Origin of the sequence: Methylomonas rivi, from assembly GCF_024505165.1 — a bacterium.
GTDB lineage: Bacteria > Pseudomonadota > Gammaproteobacteria > Methylococcales > Methylomonadaceae > Methylomonas > Methylomonas rivi.
In genome coordinates this window covers 1-18,637 of record NZ_JANIBK010000068.1, presented here as the reverse complement: position 1 = coordinate 18,637, position 18,637 = coordinate 1, and the positions used below count along the sequence as shown (strand labels likewise).

Annotated in this window: 18 protein-coding genes; 13 read left to right on the top strand and 5 right to left on the bottom strand. The window is 52.6% G+C overall.

Going from position 1 to position 18,637, the window contains the following annotated elements; translation table 11 throughout:
* Positions 1-351: 351 nt before the first annotated feature.
* The 5 genes from NP596_RS12900 to NP596_RS12880 form a co-directional block, all read right to left on the bottom strand.
* Positions 352-882: a globin family protein gene (locus tag NP596_RS12900; RefSeq protein ID WP_256615775.1), complete on the bottom strand. Its 531-nt coding sequence runs from the start codon at positions 880-882 to the stop codon at positions 352-354.
* A gap of 162 nt (positions 883-1,044) precedes the next feature.
* Positions 1,045-2,115 carry a phosphotransferase enzyme family protein gene (locus NP596_RS12895; protein ID WP_256615774.1) on the bottom strand — a complete coding sequence of 357 codons (1,071 nt, stop codon included), beginning with the start codon at positions 2,113-2,115 and terminating at the stop codon, positions 1,045-1,047.
* A complete protein-coding gene (gene rdgB / locus NP596_RS12890) occupies positions 2,112-2,699 on the bottom strand; it encodes an RdgB/HAM1 family non-canonical purine NTP pyrophosphatase (protein WP_256615773.1) in 588 nt (195 codons plus the stop codon). Before rdgB ends, NP596_RS12895 begins: the two co-directional genes overlap by 4 nt.
* Positions 2,700-2,718: 19 nt before the next feature.
* Entirely contained in the window at positions 2,719-3,450 is a 732-nt protein-coding gene (gene rph, locus NP596_RS12885) for a ribonuclease PH (protein ID WP_256615772.1), read from the bottom strand.
* Positions 3,451-3,548: 98 nt separating this feature from the next.
* Positions 3,549-4,445 carry a serine/threonine protein kinase gene (locus NP596_RS12880; protein WP_256615771.1) on the bottom strand — a complete coding sequence of 299 codons (897 nt, stop codon included), beginning with the start codon at positions 4,443-4,445 and terminating at the stop codon, positions 3,549-3,551.
* Between the two features lie 56 nt (positions 4,446-4,501).
* On the opposite strand from NP596_RS12880, the gene NP596_RS12875 reads away from it, so the two are divergent.
* The 13 genes from NP596_RS12875 to fusA all read left to right on the top strand — a co-directional run bounded on the left by NP596_RS12875 (position 4,502) and on the right by fusA (position 18,593).
* Positions 4,502-5,353 (top strand): YicC/YloC family endoribonuclease, encoded by an 852-nt coding sequence (locus tag NP596_RS12875; RefSeq protein ID WP_256615770.1) that lies wholly within the window; start codon positions 4,502-4,504, stop codon positions 5,351-5,353.
* Between the two features lie 144 nt (positions 5,354-5,497).
* Positions 5,498-5,698, top strand: coding sequence for a type I restriction-modification system subunit M N-terminal domain-containing protein (locus NP596_RS12870; RefSeq protein WP_256615769.1), 201 nt, complete (start codon positions 5,498-5,500; stop codon positions 5,696-5,698).
* Positions 5,695-7,728 (top strand): class I SAM-dependent DNA methyltransferase, encoded by a 2,034-nt coding sequence (locus tag NP596_RS12865; protein ID WP_256615768.1) that lies wholly within the window; start codon positions 5,695-5,697, stop codon positions 7,726-7,728. The genes NP596_RS12870 and NP596_RS12865 overlap by 4 nt, the downstream gene beginning before the upstream one ends.
* Entirely contained in the window at positions 7,725-8,219 is a 495-nt protein-coding gene (locus NP596_RS12860) for a DUF1016 N-terminal domain-containing protein (protein WP_256615767.1), read from the top strand. Before NP596_RS12865 ends, NP596_RS12860 begins: the two co-directional genes overlap by 4 nt.
* Positions 8,191-8,844 carry a PDDEXK nuclease domain-containing protein gene (locus NP596_RS12855; protein ID WP_256615766.1) on the top strand — a complete coding sequence of 218 codons (654 nt, stop codon included), beginning with the start codon at positions 8,191-8,193 and terminating at the stop codon, positions 8,842-8,844. The genes NP596_RS12860 and NP596_RS12855 overlap by 29 nt, the downstream gene beginning before the upstream one ends.
* Before the next feature lie 66 nt (positions 8,845-8,910).
* Positions 8,911-9,447, top strand: a complete 537-nt coding sequence (locus NP596_RS12850) for an REP-associated tyrosine transposase (RefSeq protein WP_256615765.1) — start codon at positions 8,911-8,913, stop codon at positions 9,445-9,447.
* Positions 9,440-10,846, top strand: coding sequence for a restriction endonuclease subunit S (locus tag NP596_RS12845; RefSeq protein WP_256615764.1), 1,407 nt, complete (start codon positions 9,440-9,442; stop codon positions 10,844-10,846). The genes NP596_RS12850 and NP596_RS12845 overlap by 8 nt, the downstream gene beginning before the upstream one ends.
* 260 nt (positions 10,847-11,106) lie before the next feature.
* On the top strand, positions 11,107-14,118 hold the full coding sequence (locus tag NP596_RS12840) for a type I restriction endonuclease subunit R (protein WP_256615763.1): 3,012 nt from the start codon (positions 11,107-11,109) through the stop codon (positions 14,116-14,118).
* Positions 14,119-14,121: 3 nt separating this feature from the next.
* Positions 14,122-14,247 (top strand): hypothetical protein, encoded by a 126-nt coding sequence (locus NP596_RS12835; RefSeq protein ID WP_256615762.1) that lies wholly within the window; start codon positions 14,122-14,124, stop codon positions 14,245-14,247.
* 119 nt (positions 14,248-14,366) lie between these two features.
* Entirely contained in the window at positions 14,367-14,711 is a 345-nt protein-coding gene (locus NP596_RS12830) for a DUF2069 domain-containing protein (RefSeq protein ID WP_256615761.1), read from the top strand.
* An 11-nt stretch (positions 14,712-14,722) separates the two neighbouring features.
* Positions 14,723-15,415, top strand: a complete 693-nt coding sequence (hda, locus tag NP596_RS12825) for a DnaA regulatory inactivator Hda (protein ID WP_256615760.1) — start codon at positions 14,723-14,725, stop codon at positions 15,413-15,415.
* The gene (locus tag NP596_RS12820) at positions 15,412-16,344 is read left to right on the top strand and encodes a ketopantoate reductase family protein (protein ID WP_256615759.1); all 933 of its coding nucleotides are present in this window, start codon (positions 15,412-15,414) and stop codon (positions 16,342-16,344) included. Before hda ends, NP596_RS12820 begins: the two co-directional genes overlap by 4 nt.
* 143 nt (positions 16,345-16,487) lie before the next feature.
* Positions 16,488-18,593, top strand: a complete 2,106-nt coding sequence (fusA, locus tag NP596_RS12815) for an elongation factor G (protein ID WP_256615757.1) — start codon at positions 16,488-16,490, stop codon at positions 18,591-18,593.
* The last annotated feature ends 44 nt before the right edge of the window (positions 18,594-18,637 follow it).

The following is an 18,637-nucleotide window of genomic DNA, read 5'->3' as shown; positions in this document are numbered from 1 at the left end:
TATATTTTATTATCTGTTTTTTATCAAAAGCTTATGTAATTTTTTCGATAAAAAAGCGTATTTTAGGGAATGGTTTTAGGGCATGCAAACCATTATTAAAATAGGGTTTATTTTGTAAAAAAAGACCGGTGAACGCGTGTATTTGCTATTTCCGCTTAAGTTTCGAACGGCCAGAATATAGCTCGCAACCGCTAATTCCATTTAGAAAAAGCGGTTTAAGGTCAAAATTAATAATTTCGTAATAAATTAAGCATGATTTAAGCTTGCCGGCCGATAAAAAACCAATATATTTCTAATTTAGCTTAAACCCGAGTATTTTTGGGATCAGGCCGGCATAACGGTAAAGAAGATTCAGCTACTGGGCGGAAGTCTTCCCAGCGCGCCTTCGCGGCCGCTAGCGGCAATATCCAGCAGTTGCTCGGACATTGCCTTGCCGATCTTTAACTCATCCATGGCCGCGCTTAAGTGCTCCAACAAAATATCGTAGTGATCGTCGTCCGGCCCCAGCTTCAGCAGAAAGCTGTGGCACATACATAACGGGGTGATGACTTGAATATCCTGGCCGCCGATGACGTCCAATAAAAAGGCAAAGTCGTTTCCGGTTACCAAGCTGGGTTTGGCGTTGCTGCGGGCAAAGGCGGCGGTGAAAAAATCGTCCAGTACATCCAGATGTTCGCTCACTTTTGCTCCGCTCAGCACTTTCCTGACCAGCGCCTTGAGCGGTTTGGTTTGTTCGGTGGGCGGATTGCCGTTAAAAAAGCGGTTGACCCGGTAGTCGTCCCGCATCTTTTCAAAACATTTGTCGACGATTCGATCGAGCAATGACAAGTCTATGTCGGGTATGGAAAAAGGGGGCTGGGTAGCTGAATGTGTTGCCATCATGATGCTGTCTCCTGCAATATTATTTTTGTCGGGAAGCGAATTCGCTAAAGCCAACGGAGGACTGAGCCGTATCGTTGCCAATAGTCTTCCAGTTAAACACGCTTTGTCAAAAAAACTTAGTTTTTTAGTAGGTTTTTGGCGGCGGCCGGGTGCTGTCCGGCTTTAAAGATGGGCTGTTTTAAGATCTTGCAGGCAATCGCGCAGGTCGTCTTGCCGGTTTTCGATGCTGTCGCAGAAAGCGAATTGCGCTAATGCCCGTGTCAGGTTTTGTCTGGGCTCGCGGACTTTGAAATAGGGGTTGCCGGACAGATAGTCGCTAAAAAAACGCAGACCGAGCTCGAATGGAATCAACCAGATAGCGGCGTAGAGATAGTCGTAATCGTTGGCGGTGAAAAAGTCGCCGGCTTCCCGCAGATAATTTTGTAGGATGATGCGGCAGCGGGTCAGGTTAAAGCTGTTATCCGGCCTGTTTCGGCAGCAGGAGCGTATGCAATCGCCTATATCGTAATGCAGCAGCCCCGGTTTAACGGTGTCCAAATCGATCAGGCTGATAATGCGGTCGCGTCCGGGTTGGAACAAAAAATTGTTGAGCTTGGGGTCGCCGTGAATGACCCGGCCGCGCAGATCCCCGCGTTGTTTGGCTAGCTCCAGTACAGCGATTCGATCCTGGCGGGCCTGGATAAATGCCCTGCAGCGGGCAAAATCGAGGTCCTGTTCCACGGTCAACGGCTCAGCAAGCAGTTGCCGGTAACGTTGAAAATAAGCCGGGGTAACGTGAAAGCCCGGCAAGGTGTCGTACAGCGATTCGGCCGGTAAGTCGCTACACAGGCGATGGAAATGCGCCAACGCGAATCCGACTTGCGCCGCTTCCGCATCGGTATGGATCTGTTCGCGGCTCTCGGCTGGCCGGATCAATTGCAAGCCCCGCCATACCTGTTGCTCGTCGTCCCGATAAAACGCGCCGCCCGTGTGAGTCGGCAGTAACGCCGGGATGCTTAATTTGACCGAATCCCGGGGTTTTTGCCGGATGTGCCGGCTCAATTCGGCCAGATTGTGGATGACCAGCCGCGGCTCCGGAAATACGCCGGCATTAATGCGTTGCAAGACAAAGCCGGCCGTAGCCGTTTTTACCAAAAAAGTATCGTTGATCAAGCCGTTCCCAAGCGGTGTGACGGCTTGAATCGATTGGGCCGGGGTAAATTGTCCGGCCGCCTTCAACAGCGTTTCATTCACTGCTTGCTCAGTTGCAGGGCGAGTGTGCGTAGCGCCTGGCCGCGATGGCTCAGGCCATTTTTTACCTCTGGGGATAGCTGCGCGGAGGAACATTGATAGGTTTCGACCCAAAATACCGGGTCGTAACCGAAACCGTTGCCGCCCACGGCCGCTTCCAAAATGCGGCCTTCCCAAACGCCCTGGGCGATAATGGGCGTGGGGTCGCCGGCATGCCGAAGGTAAACCATCACGCAAATAAAACGCGCCGCGCGTTGTCCGGCCGGGATATGGCGCATTTCCAGCAGCAGTTTTTCCAGATTGGCTTGGTCGGACGCCTCGGCTCCCGCATAGCGGGCCGAAATGACCCCCGGCGCGCCTTGCAAGGCGTCCACCACCAACCCGGAATCGTCAGCAATCGCCGGCAATTGGCAATGCAGGGCGGCATTGCGGGCCTTGATAATGGCGTTTTCGACAAACGTGGAGCCGGTTTCGGCCGCTTCCGCGACATTGAATTGCGATTGCGGCAATATGTTGTCGTTTTGCAATATGGCTTGAATCTCGCGAATCTTGCCGGGATTGCCGCTGGCTAACACAATAGCGCTCATACGCTGAAGATATCCGCAATTAGCGCGGCAGTTTGGCGATTTCCAACGCCTCTTGCTGTTTGGCAAGCAACTGGTTGATGCCGTGTTCGGCCAGTTCCAGCATGGCGTTGAGTTCGTCTTTTCTAAAGGCGTGGCCTTCCGCCGTGCCTTGCACTTCGATAAAATTCCCGGCCTCGTTCATGACCACGTTCATGTCGGTTTCGGCTTGGCTGTCTTCGGCGTAATCCAGATCCAATACCGGCACGCCGCCGAAAATACCGACCGAGACGGACGCCACTTGGCCGTGCAACGGATTTTTTTTGATGCGGTTGGTTTTTAACAGATGTTCGATCGCGATCGACAAAGCCACAAAGCCGCCGGTAATCGACGCGGTACGGGTGCCGCCGTCGGCTTGAATGACGTCGCAATCGATGGTGATGGTATGTTCGCCCAGCGCTTTCATGTCCAGGGCGGCCCGCAGCGAACGGCCGATCAAGCGCTGAATTTCCAGCGTCCGCCCGCCCTGTTTGCCGCGGCCGGCCTCCCTGTCCATGCGGCTGTGGGTCGAGCGCGGCAGCATGCCGTATTCCGCGGTTACCCAGCCTTCGCCCTTGCCTTTTAAAAAGCGCGGGACATTGTTGTCGACGCTGGCGGTGCACAGCACCCGGGTGTCGCCGAATTCGACTAAAACCGATCCTTCCGCGTGTTTGGTGTAATGGCAGGTAAAACGTATGTCGCGCAGTTGGTCCGGGTTGCGTCCGCTTGGTCTCATGGTGGTCTCGCAGGGTAAAAATCGGCTTATTATACTGGCTTTGCCCTACGACTTTTGAACTATCGGGCCGGCCGGTAGGATGGCCGCTAGCGGCGCGCTTACGGGTTGAGGGCCTGGGCCAATTCGGTCACGTTTTGCGGGCGTTGCTCCGGGTAGATGGCCATGGCCCAGTCGATGGCATGCAACAGGTATTCCGGATATTTGCGTTTATAGGCTTTGACGGCCAGAGGCAGCGTGTCTTGTTTGACCCGCTCGGTGGAGGCCGGCGGTATTTTTAAGTCCAGGCAGGCGCGCATGCTGGCGCCCACGGCGTAAATATCGGTCCACGGCCCCAGTTTGCCGTGGTTGTCATACTGCTCGATGGGCGAGAAGCCGTTAGTCAACACTTTGGCGCGGTGATTGGACGGGTGGCTGGGAAATCGGCGGATCGCCCCAAAATCCAACAACAGCGGATCGTTATCGGCGCGGATCAGGATGTTGGCGGGTTTTATGTCCAGATGCACCAGCTGGTGGGCGTGAATTACTTCGATGCCTTTCAATAACAGGCTAAATACCGTCGATAAAAAGGATTCGGTGGCGGGCAGAATTTTCTTATGCAGAATTTTGTCCAGGCAGAGGCCGTAGTCGTAAGTCATTACCATATAGACGGTTTCGTTGGCCTGAAAGAAATTGATCACTTCGACGATATTGTGGTGCTTTAAGGAAGCCAGCACCTTGGCTTCCTCAAAAAACAGCGCCCGCCCGCGCATGAACATGGGGCGGGTTTCTTCGTTATTCGGCACCACGATGTTGTTCCAGGTGCGGTGAGCCAGCTTGCGCGGCAGGTACTCCTTAATCGCCACTTGCACCTGATCTTCCAGTTGTCTGGCCAGGTAGACGGAACTAAAACCGCCGTGCGCAAGCTCACGTTCGATCATGTACTGATCTATAATGGTGCCCGACTGCAGATAATTCCACTGCTGTGGATACGTTTCCGGATCGTAATATTCGGCCATTGTTTATGCATTTCGCGAGGTATCGCGGCGATTATAGGTGAAAAATGATAAGAAGCATGACTGCGTTTGCAGACGGCGAGATTGGCGTCGACAACCTAACCATTCTGTGCGAACTACGGTCGGTGAATCATCGGTATAGCGATGTCGGCGTCAAACTGCCCGAACGGCTGCGCTTTGCGGAAGCGGACGTGCGCCGGTTGGTGGCGGACAAACTCAAGCGCGGCAAGATCGAATGCACCTTGAGCTACAAAAAACAGCCGGGCAGCCAAAGTTTCAATATCCACACGGAAACCCTGCAAAAACTGCTAGCGGCAACCGCGGAAATAGAGACCCAGATGGCCAACCCGCAAGCTTTTTCCGCATTGGACGTGCTGTTGTTTCCCGGCGTGCAGCAAGAAGCCGAAACCGATAAGGAAGCATTGCAGGAAAAAATCATTTGCTTGTTAAACGCCACGCTGGACAAATTGCTGGAGACGCGCGCCCGCGAAGGCGCCCAATTGGCGATCCTGCTGACTGACCGTTGCGAAAAAATCGGCCAGTTGGTGGAAGCGGCTCATCAGCGCATGCCGGAAGTCTTGAACAACCTGCGCGCCAAACTGGTCGCCCGCGTCACCGAGTTGGTGTCCGAACCGAACTACGACAGGCTGGAGCAGGAGCTGGTGCTGCTGGCGCAAAAGCTGGATGTGGCGGAAGAACTGGACCGCCTGCGCACCCACGTGGCGGAAGTATTGCGGGCGCTCAAGCAAAAGGAGCCCATCGGCCGCCGGCTGGATTTTCTGATGCAGGAAATGAACCGCGAAGCCAATACCTTGGGCTCCAAATCCGCCGATAGGGAAATGACGCAAATTTCCATCGACCTGAAAGTATTGATCGAGCAAATGCGGGAGCAAATTCAGAACATTGAATGATGTTTCGGGCTGTTCCGGGCAGTCCCGCCTACCCTTTCAAGGCCGCGTAAATCGCGGCTTTAGATACTTTCGGGTTTACGCCCTAAGCATGCTTTTTTAGACATGGATAGTTCAAGCAGAACCATATGCCTTCCGGAATAGATAATGAGTTCAACTAATTTCCAGCAACTGGCTAATTTCATCTGGTCGGTCGCCGACCTGCTGCGCGGCCCTTACCGACCGCCGCAATACGAACGGGTCATGTTGCCGTTGACCGTTCTGCGCCGCTTCGATGCCGTGCTCGCGCCCACTAAAGAGCAAGTGCTGGCGCGCTTTGCAACCCTGAAAGGCAAAGACCGCAATTGATCGACCGGCTGCTTAACGAGGTAGCCAAGGACGAAAACGGCACGCCGTTAGGTTTTCATAACCACAGCAAACTGGATTTTTATAAACTCAAAGCCGACCCGGATAACATCGGTCAACATCTGATCACCTATATCAAAGGTTTTTCCGAAAACATCCAAAGAATCTTTGAACGATTTAATTTTGACCAAGAAATCGAAAAACTCGAAGAAGCCAACCGACTCTATCAAGTGGTCGCCCAATTCGCCGAGATCGACTTGCATCCCAGCCGAGTCGATAACATCACCATGGGTTTGGTGTTTGAAGACCTGATCCGCCGTTTTAACGAATCCGCCAACGAAACCGCCGGCGACCACTTTACTCCGCGCGAAGTCATTCGCTTAATGGTCAATCTGTTGCTGGAGCCCGATACCCATGTTTTGACCCAGCAAGGCATCATCGCCACCATCTGCGATCCGGCTTGCGGCACCGGCGGCATGTTGGCCGAAGCGCAAAATTGGATACGCGCCCATAACGATCAGGCAACCGTAAAAGTTTACGGCCAGGATTACAACCCGCGCTCTTTTGCCGTGGCTGCCTCGGATTTACTGATTAAAGGCCATAAAGACAGCTGGGTAGCGCTCGGCAATACCCTCACCGAAGACCCGTTTCCAACGCAACGCTTCGATTATTTGTTGGCCAATCCGCCGTTCGGCGTGGATTGGAAGGCCGAGAAAAAGCAGATCGACCGCTGGCCGAATTTTCGCGGCTACAACGGCAAACTGCCGCGCATCAATGACGGTGCACTGTTGTTCTTGCTGTACATGATCAGCAAATTTCAGCCCTATCAAGCGGGCAATCGCGATAAGCCCGGCTCGCGTGTTGCCATCGTATTCAACGGTTCGCCGCTGTTCACCGGCGGCGCCGGTAGCGGCGAAAGCGAGATTCGCCGCTGGATTATCGAAAACGACTGGCTGGAAGCCATCGTCGCCTTGCCCGAGCAAATGTTTTACAACACCGGCATCGGCACCTTTATTTGGGTGGTCAGTAATCGTAAAGCCGAACACCGCCAAGGCAAGATTCAACTGATTGATGCCCGCGAACGTTGGCTGCCGATGAAACGCAGCCTGGGCGATAAACGCCGTTATCTGGATCAAAATGCACTAGACGAAGTCACCAAAGAGCACGGCTCCTCGGCGTCGACCGGCAAAGCTTGGGTAAGACTGGATAAAGACGGCAAGCCGGTCGAATGGCGAACCAATCCACCTGATGACGCGGCCCCGGAAGGGCAAAAATGGGTTGAGCGCGTCACCAACAAACAATTCGATAATAGCGATTTCGGTTACCGCCGTATCACCATCCAACGCCCATTGCGTTTGCGTTTTCAAATCACCCAGGATGCCAAGGAACGCTATCTCAATGCCTGCCCGGAACTTTACGATGCATTGTCCGTCGTGGAAGATAAACTCGGCCAAGACGCTTACGACGATTGGAACAGCGTTTGGGAGCAGGTGCAGGACATAGTCAAAGCCTTGCCGAATGACATGGAAGGCTGGGCCAAAGGTGCTAAAGGCACGGCACAGAAAAAACTGTTCCGCGATGCTTTTACGACCGTCGATCCCGACGCCAAGCCGGTGATTGCCAAACTGCACAAAGCCGAAGCGTTGGATACGGCGGCCTTGTTTCCGGGCCAAACCTTACCGGCACTTCAACCCAGCGAGTTGCGCGCCTTGCTGGGCCGGTATGAAGCCGGCAAAGGCAAATTTTACGAGTACGAAGCCGATCCGGTCCTGAAAGATTTTGAAAACATCCCTTTGAAAGAAGACGTTCTCAGCTACGTCAAGCGCGAAGTCTTGCCCTACGTTAGCGATGCCTGGATCGATAGAGAAGCCTTGGACGAACAGGACGGCGGTATAGGTAAAGTCGGCTATGAAATCAACTTCAACCGAGAATTTTTTCAATATCAACCGCCCAGGCCGCTGCCTGAGATTGACACGGAATTGGAGGCCGTGGAGAAACGGATTATGGGGTTGTTGCGGGAGGTCACGGAGTGAACGAGCTATTAATCGACATTCGCGACCTTATACTCGCCGCGCGCAAGGCGGTCGTCCGCTCTGTCGATTTAATTCAGGTATTGACCAACTTCGAAATCGGCCGCCGCATTGTTGAGCACGAACAGATGGGCAAACACCGGGCCGAGTATGGCGAATCGACGCTAAAGCTGCTTGCGCAAGCACTGACTACTGAGTTTGGTAAGGGGTTCTCGCTCACGAACCTGAAAATCATGCGTAAATTTTATTTGACCTACCAGACGGCAATAAGTCAGACAGAGTTTGACTTATTACCTTGGTTTGAGAAAAGCCAGACAGCGTCAGACTTTTTACAAAAATCCCCAATAGCATTTCGGCAAGCCATAGATGAGGGAAAAACACTCCCAATATCTAGTGGGTTTAGTCTAAGCTGGTCTCATTATGTGTTTCTCGTTGGTATCAAAGACCCCAGTGAGCGGCGATTCTATGAAATCGAAGCGACCGACCAAGGTTGATCCTTGCGGGAACTCAAACGCCAGTTTAATTCGGGCCTCTACGAACGGCTGGCACTCAGCCGCGATCAAGCAGGCATTCGCCGTTTGGCAGCAGGGGGGGCAAATCATAGCGCGCCCGGAAGATTTGTTAAAAGAGCCTTATGTCCTAGAATTCCTCGGCCTCGACGAAAAAACCAACTATTCCGAGTCTGACTTGGAAAGCGCCATCATTGATAAGCTTGAACATTTTCTACTCGAATTGGGCAAAGGCTTTTTATTTGAGGCTCGGCAAAAGCGCTTCACCTTTGATGAGGAACATTTTTTCGTCGATCTGGTGTTTTACAACCGCTTGCTGCGCTGCTATGTGCTGATCGACCTGAAAATCGGCAAACTCAGCCACGGCGATTTGGGGCAAATGCAAATGTACGTCAACTATTTCGACCGCTACGTTAAGCTTGCGGATGAACAGCCGACCATCGGCATTGTGTTGTGTAAAAAGAAACACGATGCCTTGGTGGAAATCACCTTGCCCAAAGACGCCAATATCCATGCGCGGGAATATTCGCTTTATTTGCCGGACAAGGAATTGCTGCGGCGGAAATTGGCGGAATGGGGAGAAAATATAGAGGATGAGCGGGATGAATAACCATGTAGGTCGGGTTAGCGATAGTCGCTTGTGCCCTAAGGGTATAACCCGACACGGATAATCGACATGCAATATCGACGCGCATTTGTTCCCAGCGGCTCGTTCTTTTTCACGCTGGTGACGGAACGGCGAAGTCCCATTTTCGCCGAGGCGGAAAATATCGATACCTTGCGACAAGCCTTTCGCCAAGTTAAACAGAGCAGATCTTTCGACATCGACGGCATCGTCGTCATGCCCGACCATATTCATTGCATTTGGACCTTGCCGACCGAAGATCGAGATTATCCGACCCGTTGGCGATTGATCAAAACTTGGTTTACCAAACATTGCAACGCCAATTTAAAACAGGTGCCGAACCAAGCACGAAAAAATAAACACGAGCAGGCCATTTGGCAGCATCGATATTGGGAGCATACCTTGCGTGACGAAGCCGATTTCATGCGACACATCGAATACATTCATTACAACCCGGTTAAACACGGTTATGTAGCCGCGCCGAAAGATTGGCCACACAGCAGTTTTCACCGTTATGTTAAAGCCGGTATTTATCCGTTGAATTGGGGCGAGAATGTTATTGAATTCGAAGGCATAGGCCATGAATAAACCCAGCAACCCCAAAATAGATGTCAATGATGTAAATGTAGGTCGGGTTAGCGATAGCGTAACCCGACAAGAGGCCGATTCGGTGGTGTCGGGGGCAATGTCGGGTTACGCTGCGCTAACCCGACCTACGCGGTTGAAGTACGTTGCAACGATTAACGATGAGTCAATTTCCGACGCGACCGAATCCGACTATGAATTGCAATACATCGATATTGGCAATGTCGATTCGTATGGCGCTGTGCACAACGTCGTTGCCTATAAGTTTGAGGATGCTCCCAGCCGAGCCAGAAGAGTTGCGCGACACGGCGATGTCATTATTTCAACGGTCAGAACCTATTTGCAGGCTATCGCGCCGATTGAAAACCCACCAGAAAACCTGATTGTATCAACCGGTTTTGCTGTTGTGCGTCCAAACAGGAATCTATTCGATGCCCATTTCTGTAAATATGCAGTGCGCGAAAAACACTTTCTTTGGGAAGTCGAAAGCCGATCATCCGGTGTCAGTTATCCGGCCATCAATGCTTCTGATTTGGCCGATATTCGAATCAGTCTCCCCAGCCTCGAAACCCAGCGCCTGATCGCCGACTATCTCGACCGCGAAACCGCGCACATCGACACACTGGTCGCGGAAAAGGAAAAAATGCTGGCCTTGCTGGAAGAAAAGCGCGCCGCGCTGATTAGCCGCGCCGTCACTCGCGGCTTGAATCCCGATGCGCCGCTGAAACCCTCCGGCCTCGATTGGTTAGGCGATATTCCTGCGCATTGGGAAACTCGACCTATAAAATTCTGTGTCGTTCCAAAAAAGGATGCAGTCAAAACGGGACCGTTTGGCAGTCAGCTTGTCGCATCAGAAATGGATCAAGGGACAATAAAGGTTTACAACCAGAAAAATGTTATTCAAAAAGATCTCTACTCTGGAGATAACTACATTACGAACCACAAGTTCGAAGAGCTAAAGGCTTTTTCAGTTTTTCCTGGCGACATTTTGATTACGACTCGGGGCACAATCGGCAGATGCGCTATCGTGCCTAATGATGCAGAAGTAGGAATATTGCACCCATGTTTGATGCGAATTCAGGTCAATTCGGGAATTGTTTTACCAGAATACTTGGCTTTATTAATTCAAGATGGTCATATCGTATTACTTCAGCTCAGAATATTGAGCAACGCGACAACCATTGAAGTTATTTATTCAGAATCACTAAATTCCGTCATCATTCCTGTGCCGCCAATTGATGAACAAAATAATATATTGGAGGAAATAAGCGCTGGAAACAGTGTGGTAAACAAAGCGATTACTGAAGTTCGCACCAGCATCAATTTACTCAAAGAACGCCGCGCCGCCCTAATCACCGCCGCCGTCACCGGCCAAATCCCCATTGAGGCGATGCGCCCATGAGCCCAACCGCGAACATTTTGCATGCTGACTTTTATCGACTACTTTTGGAGCAGTCCAAACGATGAATAGCCAAAGAAAACGAACCCATCCGCCGATGGGAAACGCATACTGGAAACACTCCAGCAAGCCGTCGATAAAACGCTGGAGAAAAAACGGCGTCTGGGTCAATACGCAGTGATCTGGAAGAACGGCAAGCCGGTCATGACCGGCGAAGACGCGCCGCGCACTAACTAAACCGATTACAGGACAAGGAAGACAGGATGAAGCGGACCAGTGAAGCTGCCTTTGAAACCGCAATCGAAGCCGTGCTGCTGGCCGACGGTTACGAAAAACTTTTCTCCGGCGACTTCGACCGCGAACGGGCGATATTTCCCGATGTTGCCTTAAGCTTCATCCGTCAAACTCAAACCAAAACCTGGGAAAAGCTGGAAGCCTTGCATGGGGCGGAAACCGGCGAACGGGTTTTGCAGACGCTCTGTAAATGGCTGGATACGCACGGTGCATTGGCTACCTTACGGCACGGTTTCAAATGTTTCGGCAAAACCTTGCGCATTGCCTATTTCCGGCCAGCCCATGGTCTAAACGCCGAATTAGATGAACGTTACCGGTCGAATCGCTTGGGATTGACCCGGCAATTGCATTTCAGTCCGAATAACGAAAAGTCGCTGGATGTGGTGTTGTCGGTCAACGGCATTCCATTGGTCACCATGGAATTGAAAAACCCGCTGTCCGGCCAAACGGCGGCGGATGCGATTCATCAATACCGCCACGACCGCGACCCGCGCGAACCGATGTTTCAATTCACCAAGCGGACGTTGGTGCATTTCGCCGTCGATACCGAAGCAGCCCACATGACTACCCGGCTGGTCGGTGCCAATACCCATTTTCTGCCGTTTAACCAAGGCAACAACGGCGGTGCGGGCAATGCGCCGGATAAGTTTGGACGCAATTACAAAACGGCGTATTTGTGGGAAGAGGTGTTAACGCGCGATAGTTTGCTGGATTTACTGGCGCGGTTTTTACATCTGGACGTCGAACAAAAAGTAACCGACGAAGGCAAAAAAGTTCGCAAGGAAAGCATGATTTTCCCGCGCTATCATCAATTGCAAGCGGTTCGGCAAATGGTCGATAAGGCGGCAAGCGAGGGCGTGGGCCACAACTACCTGATCGAACATTCGGCGGGTAGCGGCAAGAGCAATACCTTGGCTTGGCTGGCCCACCGTTTATCGAGTTTGCATAACAGCGCCGACCAACGGATTTTCGACAGCGTGATTGTGATTACCGACCGAGTGGTGCTGGATCGGCAATTGCAGGACACGATTTACCAGTTCGATCACCGCCAAGGCGTGGTGCAGAAGATTGATGAAGACTCCCGGCAACTGGCCGAAGCGCTGGAATCGGCAGTGCCTATCATCATTACCACCTTGCAGAAATTTCCCTTCGTCGCCGGCCAATTGGCCAAGTTGAACGAAGAGCGCGGCGAAGCAGGCTTGAGCCATTTACCGACGCGACATTACGCGGTGATTATCGACGAGGCGCACAGTTCTCAATCCGGCGAAACCGCCACCGAATTAAAGGGCGTTCTAGGCGGCGCGGACCTGCGGCAAAAAGCCATGGACATGGCCAAGGAAGAAGGCGAAATCCATTTCGAACGCCTGTATCGGTCCATGCTCAAGCGCGGCCGACAAGCCAACATCAGCTTCTTCGCCTTTACCGCAACGCCCAAGCACAAAACGCTAAAAATCTTCGGCCGCAACGGCGAACCGTTTCATCGCTATACGATGCGGCAGGCGATTGAGGAAGGTTTTATCGAAGACGTCTTGCGCAATTACGTGACCTATAAAACCTATTACAAACTGATCAAAAAAGCCGAAGACGACCCCAACGTCGAGCGCAAAAAGGCGGCGCAAGCCTTGGCGCGTTTCATGCGCCTGCATCCGCATAACATCGGCCAAAAAACCGAAGTCATCATCGAGCACTTTCAACAGTTTACCCAGCACAAAATCGGCGGCCATGCCAAAGCCATGGTGGTGACCGGCTCCCGATTGGAAGCGGTGCGTTATAAACAGGAATTCGACCGCTACATCAAGGAAAAAGGTTATGCCATCAAAAGCTTGGTGGCATTTTCCGGTACGGTTGAAGACGACAAAATCCCGGAGAAAACCTATACCGAAACGGCGATGAACGATGGCTTGAAGGAAAAGGAATTGCCCGAGACCTTCGCCAAGCCGGATTTTCGCGTGTTATTGGTGGCGGAAAAATATCAGACCGGTTTCGATCAACCCTTGTTGCACACCATGTATGTGGACAAACGCTTGGCCGGTATTCAAGCCGTGCAAACATTGTCACGCTTAAATCGAACCCACCCGTTGAAAAACGATACCTTTGTGCTGGATTTCGTTAACGACCCGGCCGAGATTCAGGAAGCATTTCGCCAGTATTACGACGGTTCCGTGATGGGCGAGGAAGTCGATCCGGATAGGCTTTACGAAATCAAAACCGAGCTGGATGCTTCCGCGATTTACCTACAGGACGAGGTCGATGCTTTTGCCCAGGTGTTTTTTGCACCCAAGCGCCGGCAAAGTCCGTCCGATCATAAAACCATGAATGCCATTCTGGATCAGGCGGTAGCGCGGTTTGCGGATTTACAAAAATCGGCAGAGGAAGCGGCCGAGCTATGGCGCGGCAAGCTTCAGGCATTTCGAAACTTGTACGGTTTTTTGAGTCAGGTCATTCCTTATCAGGACAGCGATCTGGAAAAACTGTTTACCTACTTGCGGCATTTGGCCTTGAAATTACCCAAGCGGAAAACCGGCCCCGGTTACCAATTCGATGAAGAAGTCGATCTGGAATATTACCGGCTGCAAAAGATCAGCGAGGGTTCTATCAGCCTTAACGAGGGCTATGCCAAGCCCTTGGATGGCCCTACGGAAGTCGGGTCGGGTATGGTCAGGGAAGAACAGGTCGCGCTTTCACGCTTAATCGATATTATCAACGAGCGTTTTGGCGGCGAATTGAACGAAGCGGACCAGTTGTTTTTCGAGCAAATCGCCGAAGCTGCCCTGCAAAATGAGTCTTTAAGAAAAGCTGCCGAGGTGAATTCTCAGGATAAGTTTCAATTGGTTTTTAGCCAGGTGCTTGAATCCTTGTTTATCGAACGCATGGAGCTAAATGAGGAATTGTTTACCGACTATATGGGCAAGCCCGAGTTGCAAGACCTAATCTCGAAGTGGCTTGGTAGCCAAGTCTATGAGCGATTTTCCGGGAAATGATTGATGTTTATCGTGACTGCCGCGGACGGCTTGCAAGGGTTTCTTGCCGTTGCCGACCGGATGCTGGAAATAAGCCCCGACATGCGGATCATGCTGTTTAGCACTCAAGGCCGGCATATAAAGCCTTAGCGTTGGCGAGGTTGCGCCGGCTTATCGGCGGATAAAACCATGCGGCGCAACATTCTTTAGCGGACTTTGGGATAATAGCGGCTTCTTTAGCTCATCCACCGCCCTTTCCGACACCTTGCATGCAACGAATTCATTTTTACTACGCCGGCTTAACCGGATTTTTCGGTCTGTTTCTGTTGCTGATGGCCTGGCATACCGTCTTATCGCCCTCGACTCAGTTGCCGACAGCCTTGTTGTTGATTATAGGCGTCGGTCCGTTATTATTGCCTTTTAAAGGTTTTTTGAACCGCAACCTGAAAAGCTGTACCTGGATGAGTTACCTGAGCCTGCCTTATTTCGTACACGGCGTGATTGAAGCCTATGTAGACCAAAGCGAACGGCCCTATGCATTGCTGGAAGTCCTGTTCAGCCTGTTGCTGTGCTTCGGGGCCGGATTTTATGTGTACAAGGCCGAAAAAGCCTAACCGATTCGGCCATGCAGGTTCCGTTACAGTTCGAATTTCAGAGCAATCTGAGCTTTGCCAGTTTCTTTGCCGGCCAGAATGCCGAAATCGTCACCAGCCTGCGGGCCATGGCGGGCGACGGCGCGGAGCAGCAGCTGTACATCTGGGGCGAAAGCGGAACCGGCAAAAGCCATTTATTGCAGGCCTGCTGCCAGCAAGCCAAGGCCGGGGGCAAGGACCCGTTTTTTTTGAAATGCAGCCCCGCGCAACTGCCCTCGCCCAAGCTGTTGGAAGGCCTGGAGGACATGGATCTGGTCTGTTTCGACGATATACAGCACATAGCCGGCCACGCCGACTGGGAAACCGCCCTGTTCGGCTTCTACAACAGCCATCGCCAAAATAACCATAAGCTGCTGCTGGCCGCCGATTGCCCCCCCAAATATTTGCCTTTCGAATTACCCGACTTGAAAACCCGCATGAGCTGGGGTCTGACGCTAAAAATCCAGCCCTTGCGCGACGACCAAATCATCGATGCGCTGACGTTCAAGGCGCATTTTTTGGGTTTCGATATTCCGCCCAAGGTCGGCCGCTTTCTGTTGAACCACTACGTGCACGATTTACCGGCTTTATGGCTGTTATTGGAAAAAATCGATAGGGCCACGTTGGCGGCGCAACGCAAACTGACCATTCCGTTCTTAAAACAGATTTTGGCGGAGCAGCCATGAGCGACAAAATTCTGATTGTAGGGGCCGGTGCCATCGGCGGTTTTTATGGCGGCCTGCTGGCCAAGGCCGGCGCCGAAGTCTCGGTGGTATGCCGGTCGGATTACGACATCGTCAAGCAGCAAGGCTACCGAATCGACAGCTGCGATTTGGGGAAATGGCGTTTTATGCCTGAACAGGTTTTGCAGCATGCCGGCGATTATCGGAAAGATGCCGATTATCTGATTCTGTGTACGAAAGTCACCGCGGATATGGATCGCGTCGGCCTGATTCGCGACGCCGTCCGCCCCGATACCGCGATCGTTTTCATCCAAAACGGAGTGGAAATCGAAGCGGAATTGCAGCAGGCCTTTCCGGATAACCAACTGGTCAGCGGCTTGGCCTTTGTCTGCTGCAACCGTTTGCAGGCCGGCGAGATCCGCCATCTGGCATACGGCAGACTGATGCTGGGCAACCTGCCCGCCGGTATATCGGCCAAGACCCGGCATTTGCAGCAGTTGTTTACCCAAGCCGGCATCGAGTGCGTTGCCAGCGAAGACATCGTTGCCGGCCGCTGGCAAAAATGCGTCTGGAATGCGCCGTTCAATCCGCTGTCGGTGCTGTCGGGCGGTTTACCGACCCTGGCCATCCTGCGGCAACAGGAAGCCTTGGTTCGCCGCATCATGCGGGAAGTGCGCGACATCGCCGCCGCTTGCGGACATCCGCTTAACGATGACGTTATCGAAACCAACATCCAAAACACCTATGCGATGCCGCCTTATAAAACCAGCATGTTGCTGGACTTCGAGCGCGGGCATGCCATGGAAACCGAAGCCATTTTAGGTAACGCCGTTCGTGCCGCCCGGCGCCAGGGTATTGCCTGCCCGACCCTGGAAACCCTCTATGCGTTGATGAAGTTAAGAGAGCTGCAAATCCGGAGTCAATGCCCATAAAAATCCTGAAACATAATTGACATTCTGTTTTTTTTGATTTTTCGGTTAGAATAGGCGGATTTTTCATTGACCCTGTTCTTGAAGAAACCGCGGCAATGGTGCCAAGGGTAAAAACGTTTTCATCTCCTTAATAGAGTACAACCATGACTGATCTATCGCTTTATAGAAACATCGGTATCTTCGCTCACGTCGATGCCGGTAAAACCACCACCACCGAACGGATTTTGAAGCTGACCGGCAAAATCCACAAAATCGGCGAAGTACACGATGGTGCGGCGACCACAGACTTCATGGTGCAAGAACAAGAGCGCGGCATCACCATCCAATCGGCGGCGACCACCTGCATGTGGCCGGGCAGCACCAACCAATTTCCACCGCACCGTTTCAATATCATCGACACCCCGGGCCACGTCGACTTTACGATCGAAGTGTATCGTTCGCTGAAAGTATTGGACGGCGGTATTGGCGTATTCTGCGGCTCCGGCGGCGTCGAACCGCAATCCGAAACCAACTGGCGTTATGCCAACGACTCCAAAGTCTCCCGCGTCATTTACGTCAACAAACTGGACAGACTGGGCGCCGACTTCTACCGCGTCGTAAAACAGGTCGAAGAGGTATTGGGCGCGAAACCGGTTGTAATGACCCTGCCTATCGGCACCGAAGAAAACTTCGTCGGCGTGGTCGACCTGCTGACCCGCAAAGCCTGGGTCTGGGATAACTCCGGCGACCCATTGAAATACGAGCTCCAAGACGTTCCGGCGGACATGGCGGAACAAGTCGAAGAATGGCGCGCGAAACTGATCGACCAAGTCGCCGACCAAGATGACGACATCATGGAGAAGTACCTGGAAGGCGAAGAGCCCACCATCGAAGAAATCAAACGTTGCATCCGCAAGGGCACCATCGCGATGGATTTCTTCCCGACTTACTGCGGCTCTTCGTTTAAAAACAAAGGCGTGCAATTGGTGCTGGACGGCGTAGTCGAGTATTTGCCGAATCCTACCGAAGTCAATCCGCAACCCGAGACCGACATCGAAGGCGTTCCGACCGGCGAATACGCGATTGTCGATGCCGACCGCCCGTTGCGCGCACTGGTGTTCAAAATCATGGACGACCGTTTCGGCGCCTTGAACTTTGTCCGCATCTACTCCGGCCGCATCAAAAAAGGCGACACGCTATTGAACACCTTTACCGGTAAAACCGAGCGTATCGGCCGGATGGTGGAAATGCACGCCGACGACCGCAGCGAAATCGAAACCGCGCAAGCCGGCGACATCGTGGCCTTGATCGGTTTGAAAAACGTACAAACCGGCCATACCTTGTGCGACCCGGACCAACCGGCGACCCTGGAGCCTATGGTATTCCCGGATCCTGTTATCTCGATTGCCATTTCGCCGAAAGACAAAGGCAGCAACGAGAAAATGGGCATCGCGATCGGCAAGATGGTACAAGAAGACCCCTCATTCCGCGTCGAAACCGACCAGGAAAGCGGCGAAGTCATCATTAAAGGCATGGGCGAGCTGCATCTGGATATCAAGGTCGACATTTTACGCCGTACCCACGGTGTAGACGTCAACGTCGGTAAACCGCAAGTGGCCTACCGCGAAACCATCACCCAACGCATCGAAGACAGCTACACGCACAAAAAGCAATCGGGCGGTTCAGGCCAATACGCGAAAATCGATTACATCATCGAGCCGGGCGAGCCAGGCAGCGGTTTCCTATTCGAATCGCAAGTGACCGGCGGTAACGTACCTCGCGAATACTGGCCGGCCGTGGAAAAAGGCTTTAAAGCCAGTATCGATAAAGGCGTTCTGGCGGGCTTCCCGTGCCTGGACTTCAAAGTCATCCTGACCGACGGTGCATTCCACGCGGTCGACTCCTCGTCCATCGCTTTCGAAATCGCCGCCCGCGCCGCGTATCGTCAATCGATTCCAAAAGGCAATCCGCAATTGCTGGAGCCGATCATGAAAGTCGACGTGTTCACCCCGGATGCGCACGTCGGCGACGTGATCGGCGACTTGAACCGCCGCCGCGGCATGATCAAATCCCAAGATGCGGGCGTTACCGGCGTGCGTATCAAAGCCGACGTACCGCTGAGCGATATGTTCGGTTATATTGGCGATTTGCGCACCATGACGTCCGGTCGCGGCCAGTTCTCCATGGAATTTTCACACTACACCGCGTGCCCACGCAATGTCGCGGAAGAGGTGATCAAAGAAGTGAAAGAACGCGAAAAGAATAAATAATCCCGGATACGGCGGTTGAAGCGGGCATCGGCCTGCTTCAACCG